14 protein-coding genes are annotated in these 19,127 nt (G+C 37.4%); 8 read left to right on the forward strand and 6 right to left on the reverse strand.

The window, feature by feature from the left end; genetic code table 11:
* Positions 1–37: 37 nt before the first annotated feature.
* The 6 genes from C8D70_RS02585 to glgB form a co-directional block, all read right to left on the reverse strand.
* Complete coding sequence (locus C8D70_RS02585; RefSeq protein ID WP_076594561.1) at positions 38–2,854, reverse strand: 2-oxoglutarate dehydrogenase E1 component; 2,817 nt, start codon at positions 2,852–2,854, stop codon at positions 38–40.
* Positions 2,855–2,979: 125 nt separating this feature from the next.
* Entirely contained in the window at positions 2,980–4,020 is a 1,041-nt protein-coding gene (locus C8D70_RS02590; protein WP_110366280.1) for an SRPBCC domain-containing protein, read from the reverse strand.
* A gap of 260 nt (positions 4,021–4,280) precedes the next feature.
* On the reverse strand, positions 4,281–5,549 hold the full coding sequence (locus tag C8D70_RS02595) for a glucose-1-phosphate adenylyltransferase (protein ID WP_076594559.1): 1,269 nt from the start codon (positions 5,547–5,549) through the stop codon (positions 4,281–4,283).
* A gap of 14 nt (positions 5,550–5,563) precedes the next feature.
* Entirely contained in the window at positions 5,564–6,070 is a 507-nt protein-coding gene (locus C8D70_RS02600) for a hypothetical protein (protein ID WP_076594558.1), read from the reverse strand.
* Between the two features lie 34 nt (positions 6,071–6,104).
* Positions 6,105–7,511 carry a glycogen synthase gene (locus C8D70_RS02605; protein ID WP_110366281.1) on the reverse strand — a complete coding sequence of 469 codons (1,407 nt, stop codon included), beginning with the start codon at positions 7,509–7,511 and terminating at the stop codon, positions 6,105–6,107.
* A 3-nt stretch (positions 7,512–7,514) separates the two neighbouring features.
* Positions 7,515–9,461, reverse strand: coding sequence for a 1,4-alpha-glucan branching protein GlgB (gene glgB, locus C8D70_RS02610; protein ID WP_181416083.1), 1,947 nt, complete (start codon positions 9,459–9,461; stop codon positions 7,515–7,517).
* A gap of 200 nt (positions 9,462–9,661) precedes the next feature.
* Between glgB and C8D70_RS02615 the strand changes: the two genes are divergently transcribed.
* The 8 genes from C8D70_RS02615 to C8D70_RS02650 all read left to right on the forward strand — a co-directional run bounded on the left by C8D70_RS02615 (position 9,662) and on the right by C8D70_RS02650 (position 19,045).
* Entirely contained in the window at positions 9,662–10,789 is a 1,128-nt protein-coding gene (locus tag C8D70_RS02615; protein WP_076594555.1) for an alpha/beta hydrolase, read from the forward strand.
* A gap of 67 nt (positions 10,790–10,856) precedes the next feature.
* Positions 10,857–12,272 (forward strand): M17 family metallopeptidase, encoded by a 1,416-nt coding sequence (locus C8D70_RS02620; RefSeq protein WP_110366283.1) that lies wholly within the window; start codon positions 10,857–10,859, stop codon positions 12,270–12,272.
* 141 nt (positions 12,273–12,413) lie between these two features.
* On the forward strand, positions 12,414–13,628 hold the full coding sequence (locus C8D70_RS02625; RefSeq protein ID WP_110366284.1) for an acetyl-CoA carboxylase biotin carboxylase subunit family protein: 1,215 nt from the start codon (positions 12,414–12,416) through the stop codon (positions 13,626–13,628).
* Between the two features lie 309 nt (positions 13,629–13,937).
* A complete protein-coding gene (locus C8D70_RS02630; RefSeq protein ID WP_110366285.1) occupies positions 13,938–14,651 on the forward strand; it encodes an alpha/beta hydrolase-fold protein in 714 nt (237 codons plus the stop codon).
* 53 nt (positions 14,652–14,704) lie between these two features.
* Positions 14,705–15,658, forward strand: coding sequence for a RimK family alpha-L-glutamate ligase (locus C8D70_RS02635; RefSeq protein WP_076594550.1), 954 nt, complete (start codon positions 14,705–14,707; stop codon positions 15,656–15,658).
* A 31-nt stretch (positions 15,659–15,689) separates the two neighbouring features.
* On the forward strand, positions 15,690–16,811 hold the full coding sequence (locus tag C8D70_RS02640) for a carboxylate-amine ligase (RefSeq protein ID WP_076594549.1): 1,122 nt from the start codon (positions 15,690–15,692) through the stop codon (positions 16,809–16,811).
* Between the two features lie 33 nt (positions 16,812–16,844).
* Positions 16,845–17,678 carry a type 1 glutamine amidotransferase gene (locus C8D70_RS02645; protein WP_076594548.1) on the forward strand — a complete coding sequence of 278 codons (834 nt, stop codon included), beginning with the start codon at positions 16,845–16,847 and terminating at the stop codon, positions 17,676–17,678.
* A gap of 188 nt (positions 17,679–17,866) precedes the next feature.
* Complete coding sequence (locus tag C8D70_RS02650) at positions 17,867–19,045, forward strand: hypothetical protein (protein WP_110366382.1); 1,179 nt, start codon at positions 17,867–17,869, stop codon at positions 19,043–19,045.
* Positions 19,046–19,127: the final 82 nt, after the last annotated feature.

The raw sequence follows: 19,127 nt of genomic DNA on the forward strand, positions 1-19,127 counted from the left end.
GAGTATTTTTTATTTTTTAATTGATTATTATTTTAAATTAAGCTGTAACGGGTCTTTTTGCAGGAGCATCATCTCTGTCGAAAACTCTGTTGATCACTGCATTTTGGTTTTTCTCAAACATTTTGTGGCTACCTGGAGCTGGTGCACCGCTTGGTACCGGAGCAACTACCTGAATTCCTGTATCTCTGAAGTTTCTAAGGATATAAGACCATGCCCCCATGTTTTCTGGTTCTTCCTGAGCCCACACCAATTGTTTTCTGTTTTCATATTTACTGAAAATGGTTTCAATAGCATCTGTCTGAAGCGGATATAACTGTTCGAATCTTACTAATGCAATATTTTCACAGTTCAGTTCTTCTTTCTTCGCTAATAATTCGAAGTACAGTTTACCTGAACAAAGAACTAATTTTTCTACTTTTTTAGGATCTGCTGTAGGGTCATCTAAAATTGGCTGGAATGAACCTGTAGCGAAATCTTCAAGTGGAGAAACCACTTTAGGGTGTCTCAACAGAGATTTAGGACTCATTACGATCAATGGTTTTCTGAATGCCCATTTCAACTGTCTTCTCAATAAGTGGAAGTAGTTGGCAGGTGAAGTAATATTGGCTACTACCATGTTTTCATTTGCACAAAGAGTAAGGAATCTCTCCAATCTTGCTGAAGAGTGCTCTGCTCCCTGTCCTTCTGAACCGTGAGGCAATAACATCACCAAGCCGTCCTGAATTTTCCATTTTTCTTCAGCAGCCGCCAGATACTGGTCAACGATAATCTGAGCACCATTCACGAAATCTCCGAACTGAGCTTCCCAGATGGTTAATGTATTTGGGGAAGCCATTGCATATCCATAATCGAAACCTAGAACACCATATTCTGAAAGGTGAGAGTTGAATACATCAAATCTGTTTTCAGATACATGTCTTAACGGGATATATTCTTCTTCGGTATCTTCAGTTTTTACGACAGCGTGTCTGTGAGAGAATGTTCCTCTTTCCACATCTTCTCCTGAGATTCTTACATTGTGTCCTTCTACAAGAAGTGTTGCATACGCTAACCATTCTCCTAATGCCCAGTCTAAAGAATTTCCTTCAATCGCTTTGATACGGTTATCGAAAAGTCTTGTAATTTTATTGATAAACTTTTTGTCTGCCGGAAGTGTTGACATTTTAATCGCCAATTCTTTCAGCTTCTCCAAGTCATATTTAGTATCTACCGGTAACTGCACTGCTCCTCTCTTACCAATTGGATAATTTACCCAATCTTCAGCCATGAACACATCCATTACGTTTTTCTCGATCTCTTTAGAAGCGTCAAAATCTTTATCTAAAAGAGCTTTGAATTCCGTTTCCATTTTAGCAATTACGTCGTTGGAAGTAACGCTGTCTTTCAATAATTTCTCTTTATAAATTTCTCTTGGATTCGGGTGTTTTGAAATGGTTTTATAAAGGTTAGGCTGCGTAAATCTTGGCTCATCCCCTTCGTTGTGACCATATTTTCTGTATCCTAAAAGGTCGATATAAACATCTTTTCCGAATTTTGCTCTGAAGTCAGCAGCAAAATGGATGGCATGAACAACCGCTTCAGCATCGTCAGCATTTACGTGCATTACAGGAGATTCTGTAACTTTTGCAATATCTGTACAGTATGTTGAAGATCTTGCATCCATATAATTGGTTGTAAACGAAACCTGGTTATTGACAACGATATGAACTGTACCTCCCGTTCTGTATCCTTCCAGAGTCATCATCTGAGCAACTTCGTAAGCAATCCCCTGTCCGGCAATAGCTCCGTCACCATGAATGATGATTGGCAATACTTTAGAATAGTCTTTGTATTTGTCATCTACTTTTGCACGGCAGATACCTTCTACCAAAGCAGCAACTGTTTCAAGGTGAGACGGGTTTGGAGTCAGGTTGATACAAACTTCTTCTCCTGAAGCTGTTTTGATTTTTTTAGATGATCCTAAGTGATATTTAACATCCCCTGAGAATACATCTTCTTCGAATTCTTTTCCTTCAAATTCTGAGAAGATCTGCTTATACGATTTCCCGAAGATATTGGTAAGAACATTAAGTCTACCTCTGTGAGCCATTCCTAATACCACTTCATCTACTCCTAGCTGAGAAGATCTTGAGATCAGCTGATCTAAAGCCGGGATTAATGTTTCACCTCCTTCTAATGAGAATCTTTTCTGTCCTACAAATTTTGTGTGAAGATAGTTTTCAAACGCAACCGCCTGGTTTAATTTTAATAAGATTTCTGTTTTTTCATTGGCAGAAAGACTTGGATGATTTTCGTTTACCTGAAGCCATCTTTTGATAAAATCTTTTTCTTCAACGTTGTTGATGTGCATGTATTCTACTCCGATGGAATCACAGTAGATGTTTTCAAGATGTTTGATAAGATCTGCAAGAGTAGCAGGTTCTTTCATTCCTGTTTCAACGGCACAGTTGAATTTTGTATTTAAATCTTCTTTGGAAAGACCAAAATTTTCGATATCTAAAGTAGGTGTGTAATGTCTTCTTTCTCTAACCGGGTTGGTCTTTGTAAAAAGGTGTCCTCTTGTTCTGTAAGCCTCAATAAGGTTTACTACTTTAAATTCTTTCTTGATATGCTCAGGAACTTCTCCGTTGGATACTGCCTGAGAAATCTGTTGCTGTACTGCCGGGGCAGCGTTGGCCGAAGCCTGAATAAACTGGGTGGTATCGTCATCTCCGTAGTTCTCCAATGCAAAATCGAAGCCTTGAAAGAAGGCTTTCCATGATGGTTCTAAAGAGTCCGGGAATTTTAAGTACTGTTGGTATAAATCCTCAATTAACTGAGAATGAGCTGCGTTTAGGAATGAAAATCTGTCCATTATTACAGTTTATCTATTTATTAAAATTTATTTGTAGAATTAATCTTCAAATTTAATAAAAAAAACCGAGTTAGAACAGTCTGAAACCGTTAAAAAAACTTAAGAAGAAATAAATTAAAAAAAAATCACTTATATACTGATAATGAGAGCTTAACGTTTACCTCCTGACCATCCATCGGACGTTCAATAAAGGTCTGGCGAATATCTCCGAAGCGCATCTCGTCTTTTTTGGCTTTCTGAATGAGCTGCTGAATTGCCCGAATTCTTCCCTCATAATTCCCTTTGTAGTAAATTACATAATTTTGAGACGGATTTATGGATCTAAAATTGAAATTATTATCAGACACTCCAATTTTCTTAGAAAGTGGAATTCCGAGAAAATAAGAAACCTCTTTGTCTTTGTAATTATCGGCATCAGTAATCAGGATCGGGTATCCGAATTCATCATCTCTTTTCCCAAGATCCATCGTTACGAAGTTATAGACTTTATTATAATTCATTACGATATTTTTGTAAAGAGCGTCTTTTTTGTTCGATGTACTTACATTAATTCCCAACAACAGTTTGTCTTCCTCATTCTCCACCATCAGGCTGTCATATTTGATGGCTGCCATCCTGTTGTCTTTTTCTACTTTATTTCCTAAGGAGTTTTTAAGATTCACCATACTTTTGTTGATGTTTTCGGCAAAACGGTCTTCAGTCCAGAAATTTTCTACTCTTTTCCAGACTGCTAATTTGGGAGTATGAACATACCAGATAATCTTTGTTTTTTCTGCGGAAACAGGTTTGAATTTAACGTCAACCAATGTCGGATTTTCGTTTTTATCCTCAAAAAGCTGATATTTTAATGTTTTATTGGGGTTTTCATACCTGATGAACATTTCTCCATCGGTATCATTTTTAGGATCTACATAGCTGATGGCACTTCCCTGCCCTTCATAAGGCGTGTAATAATCTATATCTATAGACGGTGAGCTGGTAAAAAAGTTGTTCCATCTTGTAAAATTCTGAAGATTATTAAACTGGGCAAAAACTTTATCCACGGGATAGTCGATCTCTTTTTCAATCGTAAAGTTCTTACTTTCATCTACAAAATAATACATGGAAGCAGCATAAGCTCCCCCCAAAAGAATAATGATTACCGCTAAGATTTTAAAAATACGCATCGCACAAAAATAATACAAATATAAAGAGTGACCAATATGCCGATCACTCCAATGATATGTTTAACAATAATTAACCTTGTTAAAGGCTGGAAGCGGAATCCAGGAAGCTGGAAGTTACTATTTGACGGATAAAGCTACCAAAATTTTTGATTGAAAAATTCTTCAAGCCAATAGAATAAGCCAGGATTTCGTGTGAAAAGATAACTTTTTCTATTCCGCCATTCATAATTTCCAGCTTCCAGCTTCTTATTTACCTTCTCTTACCCGATATGTGTTCCCGGAGCAATTACAGCGCCTTTCTTCACAACCACAATCCCATCCTGAACAGAATAAGTTCCATAATCACCATCCGGAATATGTTTTCCGCCAGTAATCTTCACATTGTCACCAATGTAACAGTTTTTATCCAGGATTGCTTTTTCTATATAGCAGTATTTACCAATTCCCATATTAGGACGTCCGCCTCTGTCGTTCAGGACAATTTCTGTTGTATTTTGGTAGAAATCAGCTCCCATGACATAAGAATTCACGATGGTACTTCCTTTATCAATCCTTGTTCTGTTTCCGATCACAGAGTTTTCAATTTTATCTGCCATAATGATACACCCATCTCCAAAAACGGCTTTACTTACATATGAACCGTTTATTTTTGACGGAGGAAGCATTCTTGCTCTGGTGTAGATAGGCGAAGAAGAGAAAAGATTAAACTGCGGCAGATCCAGACAAAGATCCAGATTGGCTTCGTAGAAGGATTCTATAGTTCCGATATCTGTCCAGTAGCCTTCATATTGATAGCTTAATGTCTTGTATTTTCCAATGGAGCTTGGAATGATATCTTTTCCGAAATCATCACCTGCACCTTCATCAAACATCTTTTTAAGGATGTTCTTGGTGAAAATATAGATTCCCATGGAAGCCAGAAACTCTTTTCCGGCATGTTTATTTTCTTCTGAAACTTCAGATTTCAGGCCTGTTAACATATCAAAATCCGGCTTTTCATAGAAAGAAGTAATATTTCCCTCATCATCCGATTTTAAGATTCCAAAACCTGTGGCATCTTTTGCATTGACCGGAATGGTAGCAATGGTAAGATCACCTCCGTTTTCAATATGGAAGTCCAGCATTTCTCTGAAATCCATCTGATACAACTGATCTCCTGAAAGAATAAGGATATAGTCATAATCATATTTTTCAAGATGCTTCATAGACTGACGCACAGCATCAGCTGTTCCTTGATACCAGCTGTCATTTTCTACATTCTGCTCGGCTGCCAGAATGTCTACAAAACCTTTGCTGAAGATATCAAAGTGATAAGAATTCTTAATATGTGAATTGAGTGAAGCAGAATTAAACTGCGTTAGCACCAGAATTTTATTCAGTCCTGAGTTCAAACAGTTTGAAATAGGAATATCCACCAGTCTGTATTTTCCTGCAATAGGAACAGCCGGCTTTGATCTGGTATACGTTAACGGAAATAATCTTGTTCCTCTGCCTCCTCCTAACACAATGGAGATTACATTTCGATTCATAAATATATTGCGTTTTATTTTATTAAGTTTACTGTTCTGTTTTTAGTGTTTACTGCTACTTTAAAGCATTCTTTGTTTTCATATTGGAGCTCGTTTTTATAAACAGTCACCCGAAAATCATCTTTATCATTTAATACTAAAACCTCTTTATCCAGGTTATAGATTTCAATATTATATTTTTTAAGCTCATTTCTGAAGAACGGATTTGTAATAAGTACGTCCATTACATCAGCACTCTTCATTACAAAGTTATCGACATCTTTACGATACTTTTCTCTCCAGCCTTTCCCATATTTTCTTTCTATTGCAGCATAAGTCCTTTTATTAAGAGCATCTATTCTCTTCATCTCGTCAGGTTCTACCAGACAATCACCGACAGAGTAATGCTTTATTTTCCATTTTTCGGCAATACCAGCCATTGCTTCATACCTTTCCGTTGCCGGAAGACCGTAGCCATAAATCCAATAATAACCTCCATGATAGCTTCCTCTGTCTTCTTTACATGAAAACAGTGTAAACATTATCACAGAAAGAAATCCGAAAATCTTCACTCTATCAGCTATTATATAAAGCTATGTATTTTTCTGCAGATTTCTCCCATGCAAAGTCAAAATTCATGTTGGCATGGATAAGATCTTCCATAACCCCTTTTTGATTATAAATCGCCATTGCCCTGTTCATAGCATGTACAACATCATCTACCCCCGGATAAGTAAAGTTCAGTCCTGCTCCACCCGTCGAAATATCTTCTACGGTATCTTTGAGACCTCCCGTAAATCTTACCACGGGAACAGTTCCGTATCTCATGGAGTACATTTGATTCAACCCGCAAGGCTCTACTCTGGAAGGCATCAGAAGGAAATCTGCTGATGCATAGATCTTATGGGAAAGATGTTCTTTATATCCAAGATCCAGTGCAAAATTGGTGTAGGTATAATCGTATTCTTTCAGTTTATTTTCAATATAGGTATTTCCTGATCCGAGAATCATAATATTTAAAGCTCCATAACTTTGTTTAATACTTCGCCAAACTACATCCGGAAGCAGATCTGCACCTTTTTCCGTGGCGAATCTTCCGATAAAGGCGAATAAAGGAAGCTCGGGCTTTAACCCATATTCTTTACAGAGTTTTTCTTTATTTTTCTTTTTCTGAGCTACAGCATTTTTACTGTTAAAATTAAAATCGAGCATCGGATCGGTTTCAGGATTCCAGACTTCGGTGTCAATACCGTTGATGATACCATAAGCTTTTCCGAATTCCTGACGAACCAGACTTTCCAGTCCGCGGAAGCTGATAAAGAGTTCTTCAAGATATCCTTCGGAAACGGTGGTAAAAGCGTTGGCACATTTAATCATACTTGCCAGAGGATTCATGAATCCGTTCCAGTCTATCAGTCCCCATTTATAATCATCAAAAGAAGGCATATAATTGGCCATATTCCAGCTCATCATTCCCTGATATTCTCCGTTATGAATAGTTCCTATTGTTTTTACTCCTTTTAAGAATCCGAATTCCGGACAATTTTCCACCATAAAAGGAATCAAACCAGTATGATAATCATGACAATGCAGCACATCAGGACGGATTTCCATGGCACAAAGCCAATGCAGTATTCCATGTTGAAAAGCCAGAAACTGGAAACTTTCATCCTGATACCCATAAGGATTATCCCTGTCTAATAATCCCGGAATTCTTACCATATACAGCTCAAATCCCAGGACATTTGTCTTTTCTTTCAATACCTGAACCTGCAGCATACTGATCCCCTGATGGATAAAGCCATCAAAAACAACATCGAATTCATGATCCCGAATAAAAGGTTTATTATACCAGGGCATCACTACTTTTGCCTCTATACCTTTTACTTTATTCTGATACTTTGGTAACGCTCCAACCACATCTGCCAGACCGCCTACTTTTGCTACAGGATAACATTCTGTACTTAAATGATAAACAACCATTCTTTATCTCTTGTGTTTAATTCTGTGTAATTTATACTTTTTATCTTTCTTCTGTCTTAAAATTATTCCTGCCAATGGCGGTAATTTCACCGTCATTGTTTTAGAATAATTTCTCCATTCTTCATACGTCTCATCAAGGATTTCAGGCCTTACTCCGCTTCCACTGTATTTTTCATCATCCGAGTTTAAAATAACTTTCCAGTGGGAGCCTGCAGGAATCCCGATTTTATAATCCAATACGTTGGGTGCCAGATTTAAAATGACCATCAGGACATCTTCTTTCTTTTTTCCTTTTCTTAGATAAACATATACTGAATTTTCCAGATCATCTGCTTCTACCCATTCAAAGCCATGTTTATCAAACTGATTTTCATAAAAAGCGGTTTCTGATCTGTAAAGGTGATTCAGGTCTTTCACCATTTCCTGCATTCCTTGGTGAACAGGATATTTAAGCAAATGCCAGTCCAGGCTTCTGGTAAAATTCCATTCACCGGTCTGTCCGAATTCATCGCCCATGAAAAGCAGCTTGGCTCCGGGATGGGTATACATATATACATATAAGGTACGGAGATTGGCAAACTTCTGCCATTCGTCACCCTTCATTTTATAAATAAGACTTGCTTTTCCGTGTACCACTTCATCATGTGACAAAGGCATCATATAATTTTCATTATACATATACATGGAAGCAAAGGTCAGTTTATGATGATGGAATTTACGGTTAACAAAATCTTCTTTAAAATAATCCAGCGTATCATGCATCCAGCCCATCATCCATTTCATTCCAAATCCTACACCACCGTCATGAACAGGTTTTGTAAGCATGGGAAAATCTGAGCTTTCTTCTGCTATGGTGATGATATTATTTCCAAATTCTTTATAAACAGCCGTATTAAATTCCTGTAGAAAAGTTTTAGCTTCCAGGTTCACATTGGTTCCATATATATTAGGTTCCCATTCTCCTTCATTTCTTGAATAATCAAGATGAAGCATTGAAGTTACGGCATCCACACGCAATCCGTCTGCATGATAGCGATCCAGCCAGAACATGGCATTTGAAATCAGAAAAGACTTTACTTCATTTCTTCCGTAATTGAAAATATGCGATTTCCAATCCGGGTGAAATCCTTTTCTCGGATCTTCATGTTCATACAGATAAGAGCCGTCAAAGCGGTGAAGACCATTGGCATCTCCCGGAAAATGGGACGGAACCCAATCTAGAATAACGCCTATTTCATTATTATGAAGTTCATCAATAAGAAACATCAGATCCTGTGGTGAACCAAAGCGCGAAGTGGCCGCATAAAAACCGGTAATCTGATATCCCCAGCTGGGTTCGTAAGGATATTCCATCACCGGCATAAATTCTACATGGGTAAATCCCATTTCTTTTATATAAGGAACCAGTTTTTTGGCAATATCTCTATAGTTTAAAAAACGCTGGGGCTGATCTTCTTCTCTTACCCAGGAGCCCAAATGCAGCTCATATACAGATATCGGAGCTTCCAGCCTGTTTCTTTTCCAGCGGCTGTCCATCCATTCCTGGTCATCCCACTCATACCAGGTAGTAGAAACAAGAGAAGCGGCCTGAATATTCTGTTCCCAGCTCAATGCATAGGGATCGCTTTTCTCCAGAATTTCACCTCTGGGTGTTTCAATAGCATATTTATATAATGTTCCCCAGGTTAATCCTTCAATAAATCCTTCCCAGATCCCGGATTCATCCCATCGTGGAAACAAGATATGATCTTTATGATTCCAGTTGTTAAAATTTCCGATCACAGAAACTTTCTTTGCATTAGGTGCCCAAACGGAAAAATATACGCCCTTTACGCCCTCTTTTTCTGCAGAATGTGCTCCAAATTTACCATACAGCTTATAGTGCCTACCTTCTTTAAAAAGATATACATCATGATCGGTGAAAAGCGTGTAGGTCTTAACAGAATTCATCAAGATCAGTTTATATTTATATTTTTCCTGAAACTACGAAAAATACTGACAATAGCGATAAATTATTCATCAAATAATTATCAACATCATTTCGTGTTTTGTCTATCTATCAAATATATCATTTTTTACTACATATTTTTATAATTTCAAAACAATCTTTTTTTTATAAATTTAACATCAATATTTTATTAAACACAACGATGAGGTTTGAACTTTATACAGTAGAAATAGACGACAGACCGGTATTTATTACCGGAAATTTCAATAGCTGGAATCCTAAAGATTATAATTTTCAGCTTAGACAGACTGACACATCCCGTTATTTTATAGAAATTGAAGATCAGGCTCTTCCTGATGATATTGAATATAAATTCACAAAGGGAGGTTGGGAAAATGTAGAACTGGACCAATATGGAAATATCACACCCAACCGGAAAGTAAAAAAATCTGCAGGTAAAACAACTGACTCTGTAAAAAAATGGAGATTGAACTGGGGACCGTTCAAAGAAGAATATTATCCTATAGCAGAAGTTATTTCCGAAAATTTTTACATTCCGCAGCTTGACCGTTACCGTAAGGTTTGGGCGCTCCTTCCCTACGACTATCACAACACGGATAAACGGTATCCTGTTTTATACCTCCAGGATGCACAAAATCTGTTCAATGAAGGAAGCGGCTTCGGAAATTGGGAAATCGACAAAAAGCTATCCATCCTTGCAGAGTATGGACGCGGTGATCTTATCATCATTGCGATAGAACATGGCAGTGAGGAAAGAATTAAAGAATATATTTTTGATAATGATCATGTCGCCAGCGGTTCGGAAGGAAAAAAGTATATCCGCTTTATTGCAGATACTTTAAAGCCTTTTGTGGACGAAAATTACAGAACAAAAAAAGACCGCGACAATACCGGAATCGGGGGCAGCTCATTGGGAGCGCTCATCAGTATATACAGTGGTTTTCTTTATCCTGAAGTGTACTCCAAACTATTAATCTTCTCGCCTTCTCTCTGGGTAGAACCGAATAACAACTTTCCGATGATGAATTTCCGGGTTCCGTTCAAAACTAAAATCTATCTTTACGGCGGCGGTCAGGAAGGCTCTAAAATGGTCAAAAGGATTCATATTTTTGAAGAATATCTGAAAAAATGGGAAGAGAAAAAGCTTTTTGATTTTGAATTTAAAACCAATATCAATCCTGAAGGCACTCACAATGAATTTTACTGGTCACAGGAGTTTCCAAGAGCTATTGAATGGCTGTTCTATGACAATACAGAAAATCCGGTAGAAGTAAAACCACACCAGCAAAGCATCAAGAACTCAATATAAAATTGCTGTAGAAAATTTCATTTGAAAACAGCAAGGTTTATAAATTTAGAAAATATAACATCTGTTTATGAAACTAATCAATAAAAAAAACAAAAATTACACGCAGGTTTTTCACCTTTTTACTGAGGAAGAATGGGCAAAAACCAGTAAAAATTTCAATAAAAACATTTCCACTTTTTTCACCGGGAAAAAACATGAAGTCTTTGTCAATGCCCATGAAGAAGGAATTACTTATTTCATTGGATTAGGAAAATCTGCTTTACAAAATTATGAAATCCAGCAGGTGGCAGCCAGGTTTTCACAGTCTCAAAAAGAAAAACTGCAGGCTGTGCCTACATTAGCACTTGCTGATTTTATGAATGAAAAGCAGTTTCAGGAATTCGTTAAAGGACTTTTAACAGGAACTTACAACTATCCTTTTGATAAAAAACATGCTTTCTGGAATACAAAATTTGAATTACATTTTGAAAATTTAAGCCAGAAAAAATTAGATCACATCAGCCAGAAAGCAGAAGCTCTGATTAACGGGCAGACCGCCTGTCAGGACTGGCTCAACAAACCAGCCAATCTTAAAAAACCGGATATATTAAGTGCATACCTCAAAAATCTGGCTAAAAAATATGACTTAAAATACACGGCTTTTAACAGAAAGAAATGTGAAGAGCTTGGATTAGGCGCTTATCTTTCTGTGAACCAGGGAAGTGCTTATGATGCTGCTTTCACTATTTTAGAATATAAAACGACAGCAAAAAACGCCAAGACTTTCGGGCTGGTAGGAAAATGTATTTTGTTTGATACGGGAGGAATATCAATAAAAAGCTCTGCCAATCTGCATTATATGAAGTCTGACATGGGTGGAGCTACCGCTGTTTTGGGAACGTTAATCTATGCCGCTGAAATGCAGCTTCCTGTCAATATCATTGCTGTTCTTCCTATTACAGACAATGCTGTTTCTGAAAAGGCTCTCCTTCCAAGTGACGTGATCACAGCCTACAACGGAAAGACCATTGAAGTGCTTGATACCGATGCGGAAGGCAGGCTGATTCTCGCGGACGGATTGTCTTATCTTGCTAAAAACTACAAAACAGATTTCCTGATTGACCTGGCAACTTTAACGGGAAGCTCTGTAAGAATGTTTGGAGATACCTGCGCTGCAATGTTCTCCAATAATGAAGAATTAAAAAATAATCTTATAAAAACAGGAGACCAAACCAATCAGAGAGTATGGAATCTTCCTTTATGGGATGTCTGGAAAGACGATATCCAGTCTGATGTAGCAGATATAAAAAACATTTCTTTAAAACCTGTAGGAGACTGTATTATTGCCGCGAAATTCTTAGAGCAATTCATTGAAAACCATCCTAAATGGGCACATTTGGATATTGCCGGAGTAGCCTTTGGAAGTGTAGGCTATGCTAAAGAAAAAGCAGCAACAGGTTTTGGTGTTCAGCTTCTGGTGAATTTAATTGAAAATTATCACTAAAAATTAGTTTTTTACAAAAAAACTCTGTATAATTGATTAGTGAATTTTCAAAAACGCACGATATTTCATTTTTTAACATTAATAAAATAATAAATAAACGCTTTTATTTTTGAAAATTCACTAAATATTAAAAAACATTATATGGAGAAGAAAACAATTGTGTGTATTTCGTGCTACTACAAAGGCTACGATTTTATGGACGAAATGAAGAATCTCGGTAATAAAATCATCCTCGTAACCTCCGAAAACCTCAAAGAAAAAAACTGGCCCTGGCATGCTATTGATGAAACATTTTATATGCCTGAGCTAAAGCCATCCGTATGGAATCTGGAACATCTGATCCAGGGATTTTCTCATCTGATGAAGACCAGAAAAGTAGATGCTGTAGTGGCTTTGGATGATTATGATGTTGAAAAAGCAGCGTTAATCAGAGAGACATTCCGTATTCCCGGAATGGGACAGACTACCCACCGGTATTTCAGAGATAAACTTGCCATGAGGCAGAAAGCAAAGGATTCCGGGATCAGCGTCCCCGAATTCACTGCGGTATTCAATGATCATGAAGTGGATGAATTTACAGACCGCGTTCCTGCCCCATGGGTACTGAAACCGCGTTCCGAAGCATCAGCATCAGGCATCAAGAAAATAACTTCTAAAGAACAACTTCTTGAAGCACTGGAAACGCTGGGAGAAGAACGCCATCTTTTTTTACTGGAGAGTTTTAAACCCGGAGATGTTTACCATGTGGACAGCCTTACTTTTAACAAAAAAATAGTATTCACTTCTGCCTCAAAATATCTTGCACCTCCCATGCAGGTATCACATGAGGGCGGTGTTTTCAGATCCAAAACCTTAGGAAGATATTCCGAGGACTTTAAAGCATTGGAAGAAATAAACGCAAAAGTACTTTCTAATTTCGGACTGATTAATGGTGCAACCCATACAGAATTTATCCGTGGAAAAGAAGACAGAAAATGGTACTTCCTTGAAACCTCATCCAGAGTGGGTGGTGCTCATATCCCGGATCTGGTTGAAGCTTCAAGCGGTATCAATATCTGGAGAGAATGGGCTAAAATTGAAGATGCTCTTCTGAGAGGTCATGATTACAGCGTTTCTCCGCCTACAGGCTATTATTCAGGCTTGATTGTGGCTCTGATTAAAGATAAAGAACCGAATTACAGTAATTTCGAATGTGAAGAAGTTGTCAAATTTCTTCCCATAGATTATCATGTCGGGATTGTTTATAAATCTGGTGATGCCTCCATTGTACAGGACAGGCTGGATGCTGCAGCAGAAATAATCCATACAGATATGCTGAATATCCTTCCTCCCAAAAGCAACAAATTGAGTTCCTGAAAGTGAAGCGTGACATTGATATTCAAAATGTTATTGAATTCATAATATACAGTCTGCCAGAAGATTCCTTGGTAAAACGTAATTTAGAAAACATAAATCCCGGAAAATGGCAAAGCAAAGCATATTATCAGTTCGTTGACTCCATTCATGCCAACAAACCTGAATCAAAATAGATCTTTAAAGAAAATATAATCCTTGAACATCCGAAATTAGGAACGATTGTACTGGATATTTTAGAAAAAGATCAGTTGGGAGGAATTGAATTTATTGAATTAATATAAATACAGTATTAAAATTAAACACAAAAAAATGCCTCATATAGAACATACAGATTATTATTCAAATATATTAGGAACAAGTCTAAAGGTAGAAGTGACCGGACATTATGGTCACCCTGTCATTATGTTTCCAACTTCGCAGGGTCAATACACCCAAAACCATGATTTTCATCTCAATGGAAGTATCAACTGGTTTATAGAACAGGGAAAAGTAAAACTTTACAATGTACAGACCATTGACAGCTGGAGCTTTTATGACGACAAAATATCTCCCCAGCAAAGAATAAGAAACTATGAGCGGTATGTACAATTTCTGATTCAGGAATTCGTGCCTTATATCCAGAAGCTTCACAAAACACATCGCGTGGCCGTTGCAGGAGCAAGTTTCGGAGGATACCATGCAGCTAATTTCGCTTTCAGATTTCCGGATGTGGTTTCTCATCTGTTTTGTCTTTCAGGAGCATTCAGCATAAGGAATTTTATGGATGGCTATTCTGATGAACTGGTATACTTCAACTGTCCAAGGGAATTTGTAAGAAATGATGAAGCCTGGAAATATAAACACATGCATATCGTGCTGAGCACGTCTGACCAGGATATCTGCAAGGATAAAAATGTTGAAATGGCTGAAATCCTAAGAATAAAAGGCATAGACTTCTGGTATGATGAAAGAAAATGGATTGGCCACGACTGGCCTTTATGGAGAATGGTCTTCCCTACTTTTATAGGAGCATTTTTCTCTTAAAAACAATAAAAGACAAATAGAAAAAATATACACCCACCTTAAAAACAAAAATTATGACAAAAAAAGTAGGAATTCTTTTCGGTATGGAAGACACTTTTCCCTGGGCATTTATAGACAAAGTAAATGAGCTGGGAGGTGGAAATATCATTGCTGAACCCGTTACTATAGATAAATTAGAACAAGGAGCAGACTATGGTTATGCAGTGATCATCGACAGAATTTCACAGGACGTTCCCTTTTACAGAGCTTATTTAAAAAATGCAGCCCTTAACGGCACTTATGTAATCAACAATCCGTTTTGGTGGAGTGCTGATGAGAAATTTTTCAACAATGCCCTGATGTCCAAACTGGGAATTCCGCTTCCTAAGACCGTTCTGCTTCCATCTCATGAAAGACCGGACAACACCTCCGAAACTTCATTCAGAAACCTGAAATTCCCCCATGACTGGGAATATATCTTCAATTATGTAGGGTTTCCGGCATATATGAAGCCTCATGATGGCGGAGGCTGGAAAAGTGTTTACAGAGTTGAAAATCCGGATGATCTTTGGAATAAATTAGGAGAAACAGAACAGCTGGTCATGATGGTACAGGAAGAAATTATCTTTGATGATTATTACAGAGTGTACTGCCTGGGCAGAAAATATGTTCACATCATGCCTTATGAACCTAGAAATGCGCCCCATTTAAGATATGCCACCACACATCAGACACAAGGTGCAGAACTTGAAAAATTATTGAAAACCATTCATGATTATACAATTACAATGAATGAAGCTTTAGGATACGATTTCAACACCGTGGAATTTGCTGTAAGAGACGGTATACCTTATGCCATTGATTTCTGTAACCCCGCTCCCGATGCAGACCGAAATTCTGTAGGTGAAGAAAATTTTGCATGGATTATAGAACATGCTGCAAAACTGGCTATAGAAAAAGCTAAAGAATATGTTCCGGGGAAACCCAATATTGCCTGGGGAACCTTTGTGAAAGATTCCATTAAATAACATCGAAAAAGAATTAAAAAACACAAAATAAATGCATCATCAGTTTACTATTGGAATTGAAGAAGAATATCAGATCATTGATGTAGAAAGCAGAGATCTGGTTTCTCACGTTTCAAAAATCATTGAAGGCGGCAAAGCGGTTTTAAGTGAGAACTTAAAGCACGAAATGCACGAATCCATGATTGAAATGGAAACGGGAATTTGTCAGAATATCCAGGAAGCCAGAGCAGAGTTGACGAATTTAAGGCGTCACCTTATCAATACCGCTCATGAACAGGGATTACGTGTTTCCGGAGGAGGCACTCACCCATTCTCTCATTGGTCTGAAAACAATATCACCCAGGGAGAAAGATACATCAAAATTGTAGATGATATGGGAGATGTGGCCAGGGAAAATCTTATTTTCGGACTGCATGTTCATATTGGAATTCCCAATCGTGAAGAAGGCGTGAGAATTCAGAATGTCATGCGTTACTTTCTTCCTCATGTGTATGCCCTTTCTACCAATTCTCCCTTCTGGATCGGAAGATATACAGGTTTTAAATCGTACAGACAGGAAATCTTTGTAAAATTCCCAAGGACCGGTATTCCAAGTTATTTCAACTCTCTGGCAGAGTTTGACAGCTATGTAGATCTTCTGGTAAAAACAGGAACTATCGACAATGCCAAGAAAATATGGTGGGATTTACGGGTACATCCGTTCTATCCTACAATTGAATTCAGAATTTGTGATATGCCGTTAAGAATTGATGAAACGGTTTGTCTTGCAGCCATTATGCAATGCCTGGTTGCCAAAATTTATAAACTTCACCAACAAAATCTAAGCTTCAGAAGCTACAGAAGACTGTTGCTGAACGAAAATAAATGGCGTGCCTCCAAAAGCGGTATTGAAGCCCATCTCATCGATTTTGGAAAAGAAGAATCTGTTCCTTATCCGCATTTATTGAAGGAGCTTTTAGAATTTATTGATGATGTAGTAGATGATCTGGGATGCCGCCATGAAGTGGAATATGCCTGGAAAATTCTTGAAAACGGAACCGGTGCAGACCGACAGCTTCAAATCTTTAAGGAAACAGGCGATCTGAGGAAAGTCGTTGATTATATGATCTCTGAAACGGAGTATGGTATCACACATGGTGATTCTGCTTCATAATATTTTTGGTAACTTTACAAAAAATATGATGTAATGAAAGATATTCGAATTGCTCTGCTGGATATGAACAACAATCAAGTCAATCAAGGATTTAGAAACATTAAAGAAATTTCTGAATCATTTCAGCAGAACTCTGAAGAAAATGTTGTAATCGAGACATTTGATGTAAGATTCAAAGATGAAATGCCGGAGATCGGAGATTTTGATATTTTCATTTCTTCCGGCGGACCGGGAAATCCACATCGTGAAGGTCTTGCCTGGGAAGACAGATTTGCTGATTTTTTAAACTCTGTTTTTGAGCATAATAAATACCATCAAGATAAAAAGTACCTTTTTCTGATCTGCCACTCATTCCAGCTGGCAAGCATTCACTGGAATCTGGGAAATATCTGCAAAAGAAAATCTTATTCTTTCGGGGTAATGCCTGTTCATAAAACAGAGGAAGGCGAAAATGAGTTTTTATTTAGAAATCTTAAGGATCCTTTTTATGCGGTAGATTCCAGAGCTTATCAGTTTATTGAACCGGATCATGAGCGTTTTGAAGAATTGGGAATGACCATCATGGCAATTGAAAAATTCCGACCTCATATCAACCTGGAAAGAGCCGTAATGGCCGTTCGTTTTTCGGAGGAGATATTCGGAACACAGTTTCATCCAGAAGCCAATCCAGAGTCTTTGATCGAAAATCTGAAAGATGAAAAAAACAGAGAAGCAATGATTGAAAATTTCGGGATGGAAAAATATCTTGAAACGATAGACAGAATAGACGATGAAGACAAAATCATTCTCACCAGACATCAGATTCTTCCGAGATTTCTTCAGTTTGCAAAAAAAAACATTTTGAAAGAAGCTGAGACTTTGGTTTAAAAAGGATGGAAGCCGGAAGAAGGATGCTGGAAGTTACTATCGGTTAAGATTATTGATTATTCTTTTATTTATAAACTAATAATTTAAATTTCAGAATTGAAAACTTCCCTCTCCCAGCTTCCAGCTTCTTACTATATAACAATCGGGCATAAATGTCCGATTTTTTTAACATCACAAAGAAAAAAAATATGATTCCAAAATACAGAAAACAGTACAATCACGAGTTTTCAGATGAAAAATACAGTCAACTCAAAAATATATTGGCAAAAAAAGGTGGAACAGCACCTGGTTTCAGAGTTTCAGAAAGTCCGCTTTTTCTGACAAAAGAATTTGAGAATAAGCTTATAGACGCCAGTGAAAGCATTATCAGCCAGATTAAAGCAATGCCGGCAGAGCTTCTTCAAAAGGCAATTCCTGATAACTGCAGAGTTCCCAATGATACGGATCAACCTCATTTTTTCACCATAGATTTTGGAGTCTGCAAAAGTGAAAACGGAGCAATAGAACCTCAGCTGATTGAGCTTCAGGCATTTCCTTCTTTGTATGCTTTCCAGAAAGTATATGAAGAAACGTATTGTGAAGTTTACCCTTTTCTTGCAGAGATCAGAAATCCTATGCCCCATGAAACTTTTAAAAACTATTTAAAAGAACTGATTGTAGGAGATGAAAATCCTGAAAATGTAGTCCTCCTTGAAATTTTTCCGGAAAAACAAAAAACAGCGATTGATTTTGCTCTCACAGAAAAATTAATAGGAATTAAAACAGTATGTCTGACGAAAGTAAAGAAAGAAGGGCGAAAGCTGTATTATGAAAATAATGGTAAGCTAACCGAAATCAAAAGAATCTACAACCGTGTTATATTTGACGAGCTGGATAATATTCCTGATCTTACTACAGAATTTGATTTCCGTGAGGAAGTGGATGTCAAATGGATTACCCACCCGAACTGGTTCTTTAAAATCTCAAAGTTCCTTTTGCCCTTATTAAAGCATCCGTTTGTTCCAAAGAGTTATTTCCTGCATGAATTCCCGGAAAATGAAAATCTGGATGATTTTGTATTGAAACCTTTATTTTCATTTGCGGGAAGTGGTGTTAATTTAAACCCTACAAAGGAAGTTACAGAGGCTATTCAGGATAAGGAAAACTATATTCTGCAGAGAAAAGTATATTATGAACCCATTTTTGAAGATATCAACGGAGATTTTTCAAAAGCAGAGATCCGTTTGTTGTATATTTGGCGGGAAAATGATGAACGTCCTATCTTATTGGAAAATTTGGGAAGAATGACAAAGGCCGCCATGGTGAATGTAGATTTCAATAAAAAAGATGCCATCTGGATCGGGAGTTCCAATGCTTTTTTCGGATAAAATCTGCTTTACACTCAGATTAGAATTGATTCCTTTATTTTTATCTTAAAAAAAAGCAGCGTATAAAAAAACCTGAGAAAAC

This window comes from Chryseobacterium sp. CBTAP 102 (assembly GCF_003201365.1).
In the GTDB taxonomy this organism is placed as follows: Bacteria; Bacteroidota; Bacteroidia; order Flavobacteriales; family Weeksellaceae; genus Chryseobacterium; species Chryseobacterium candidae.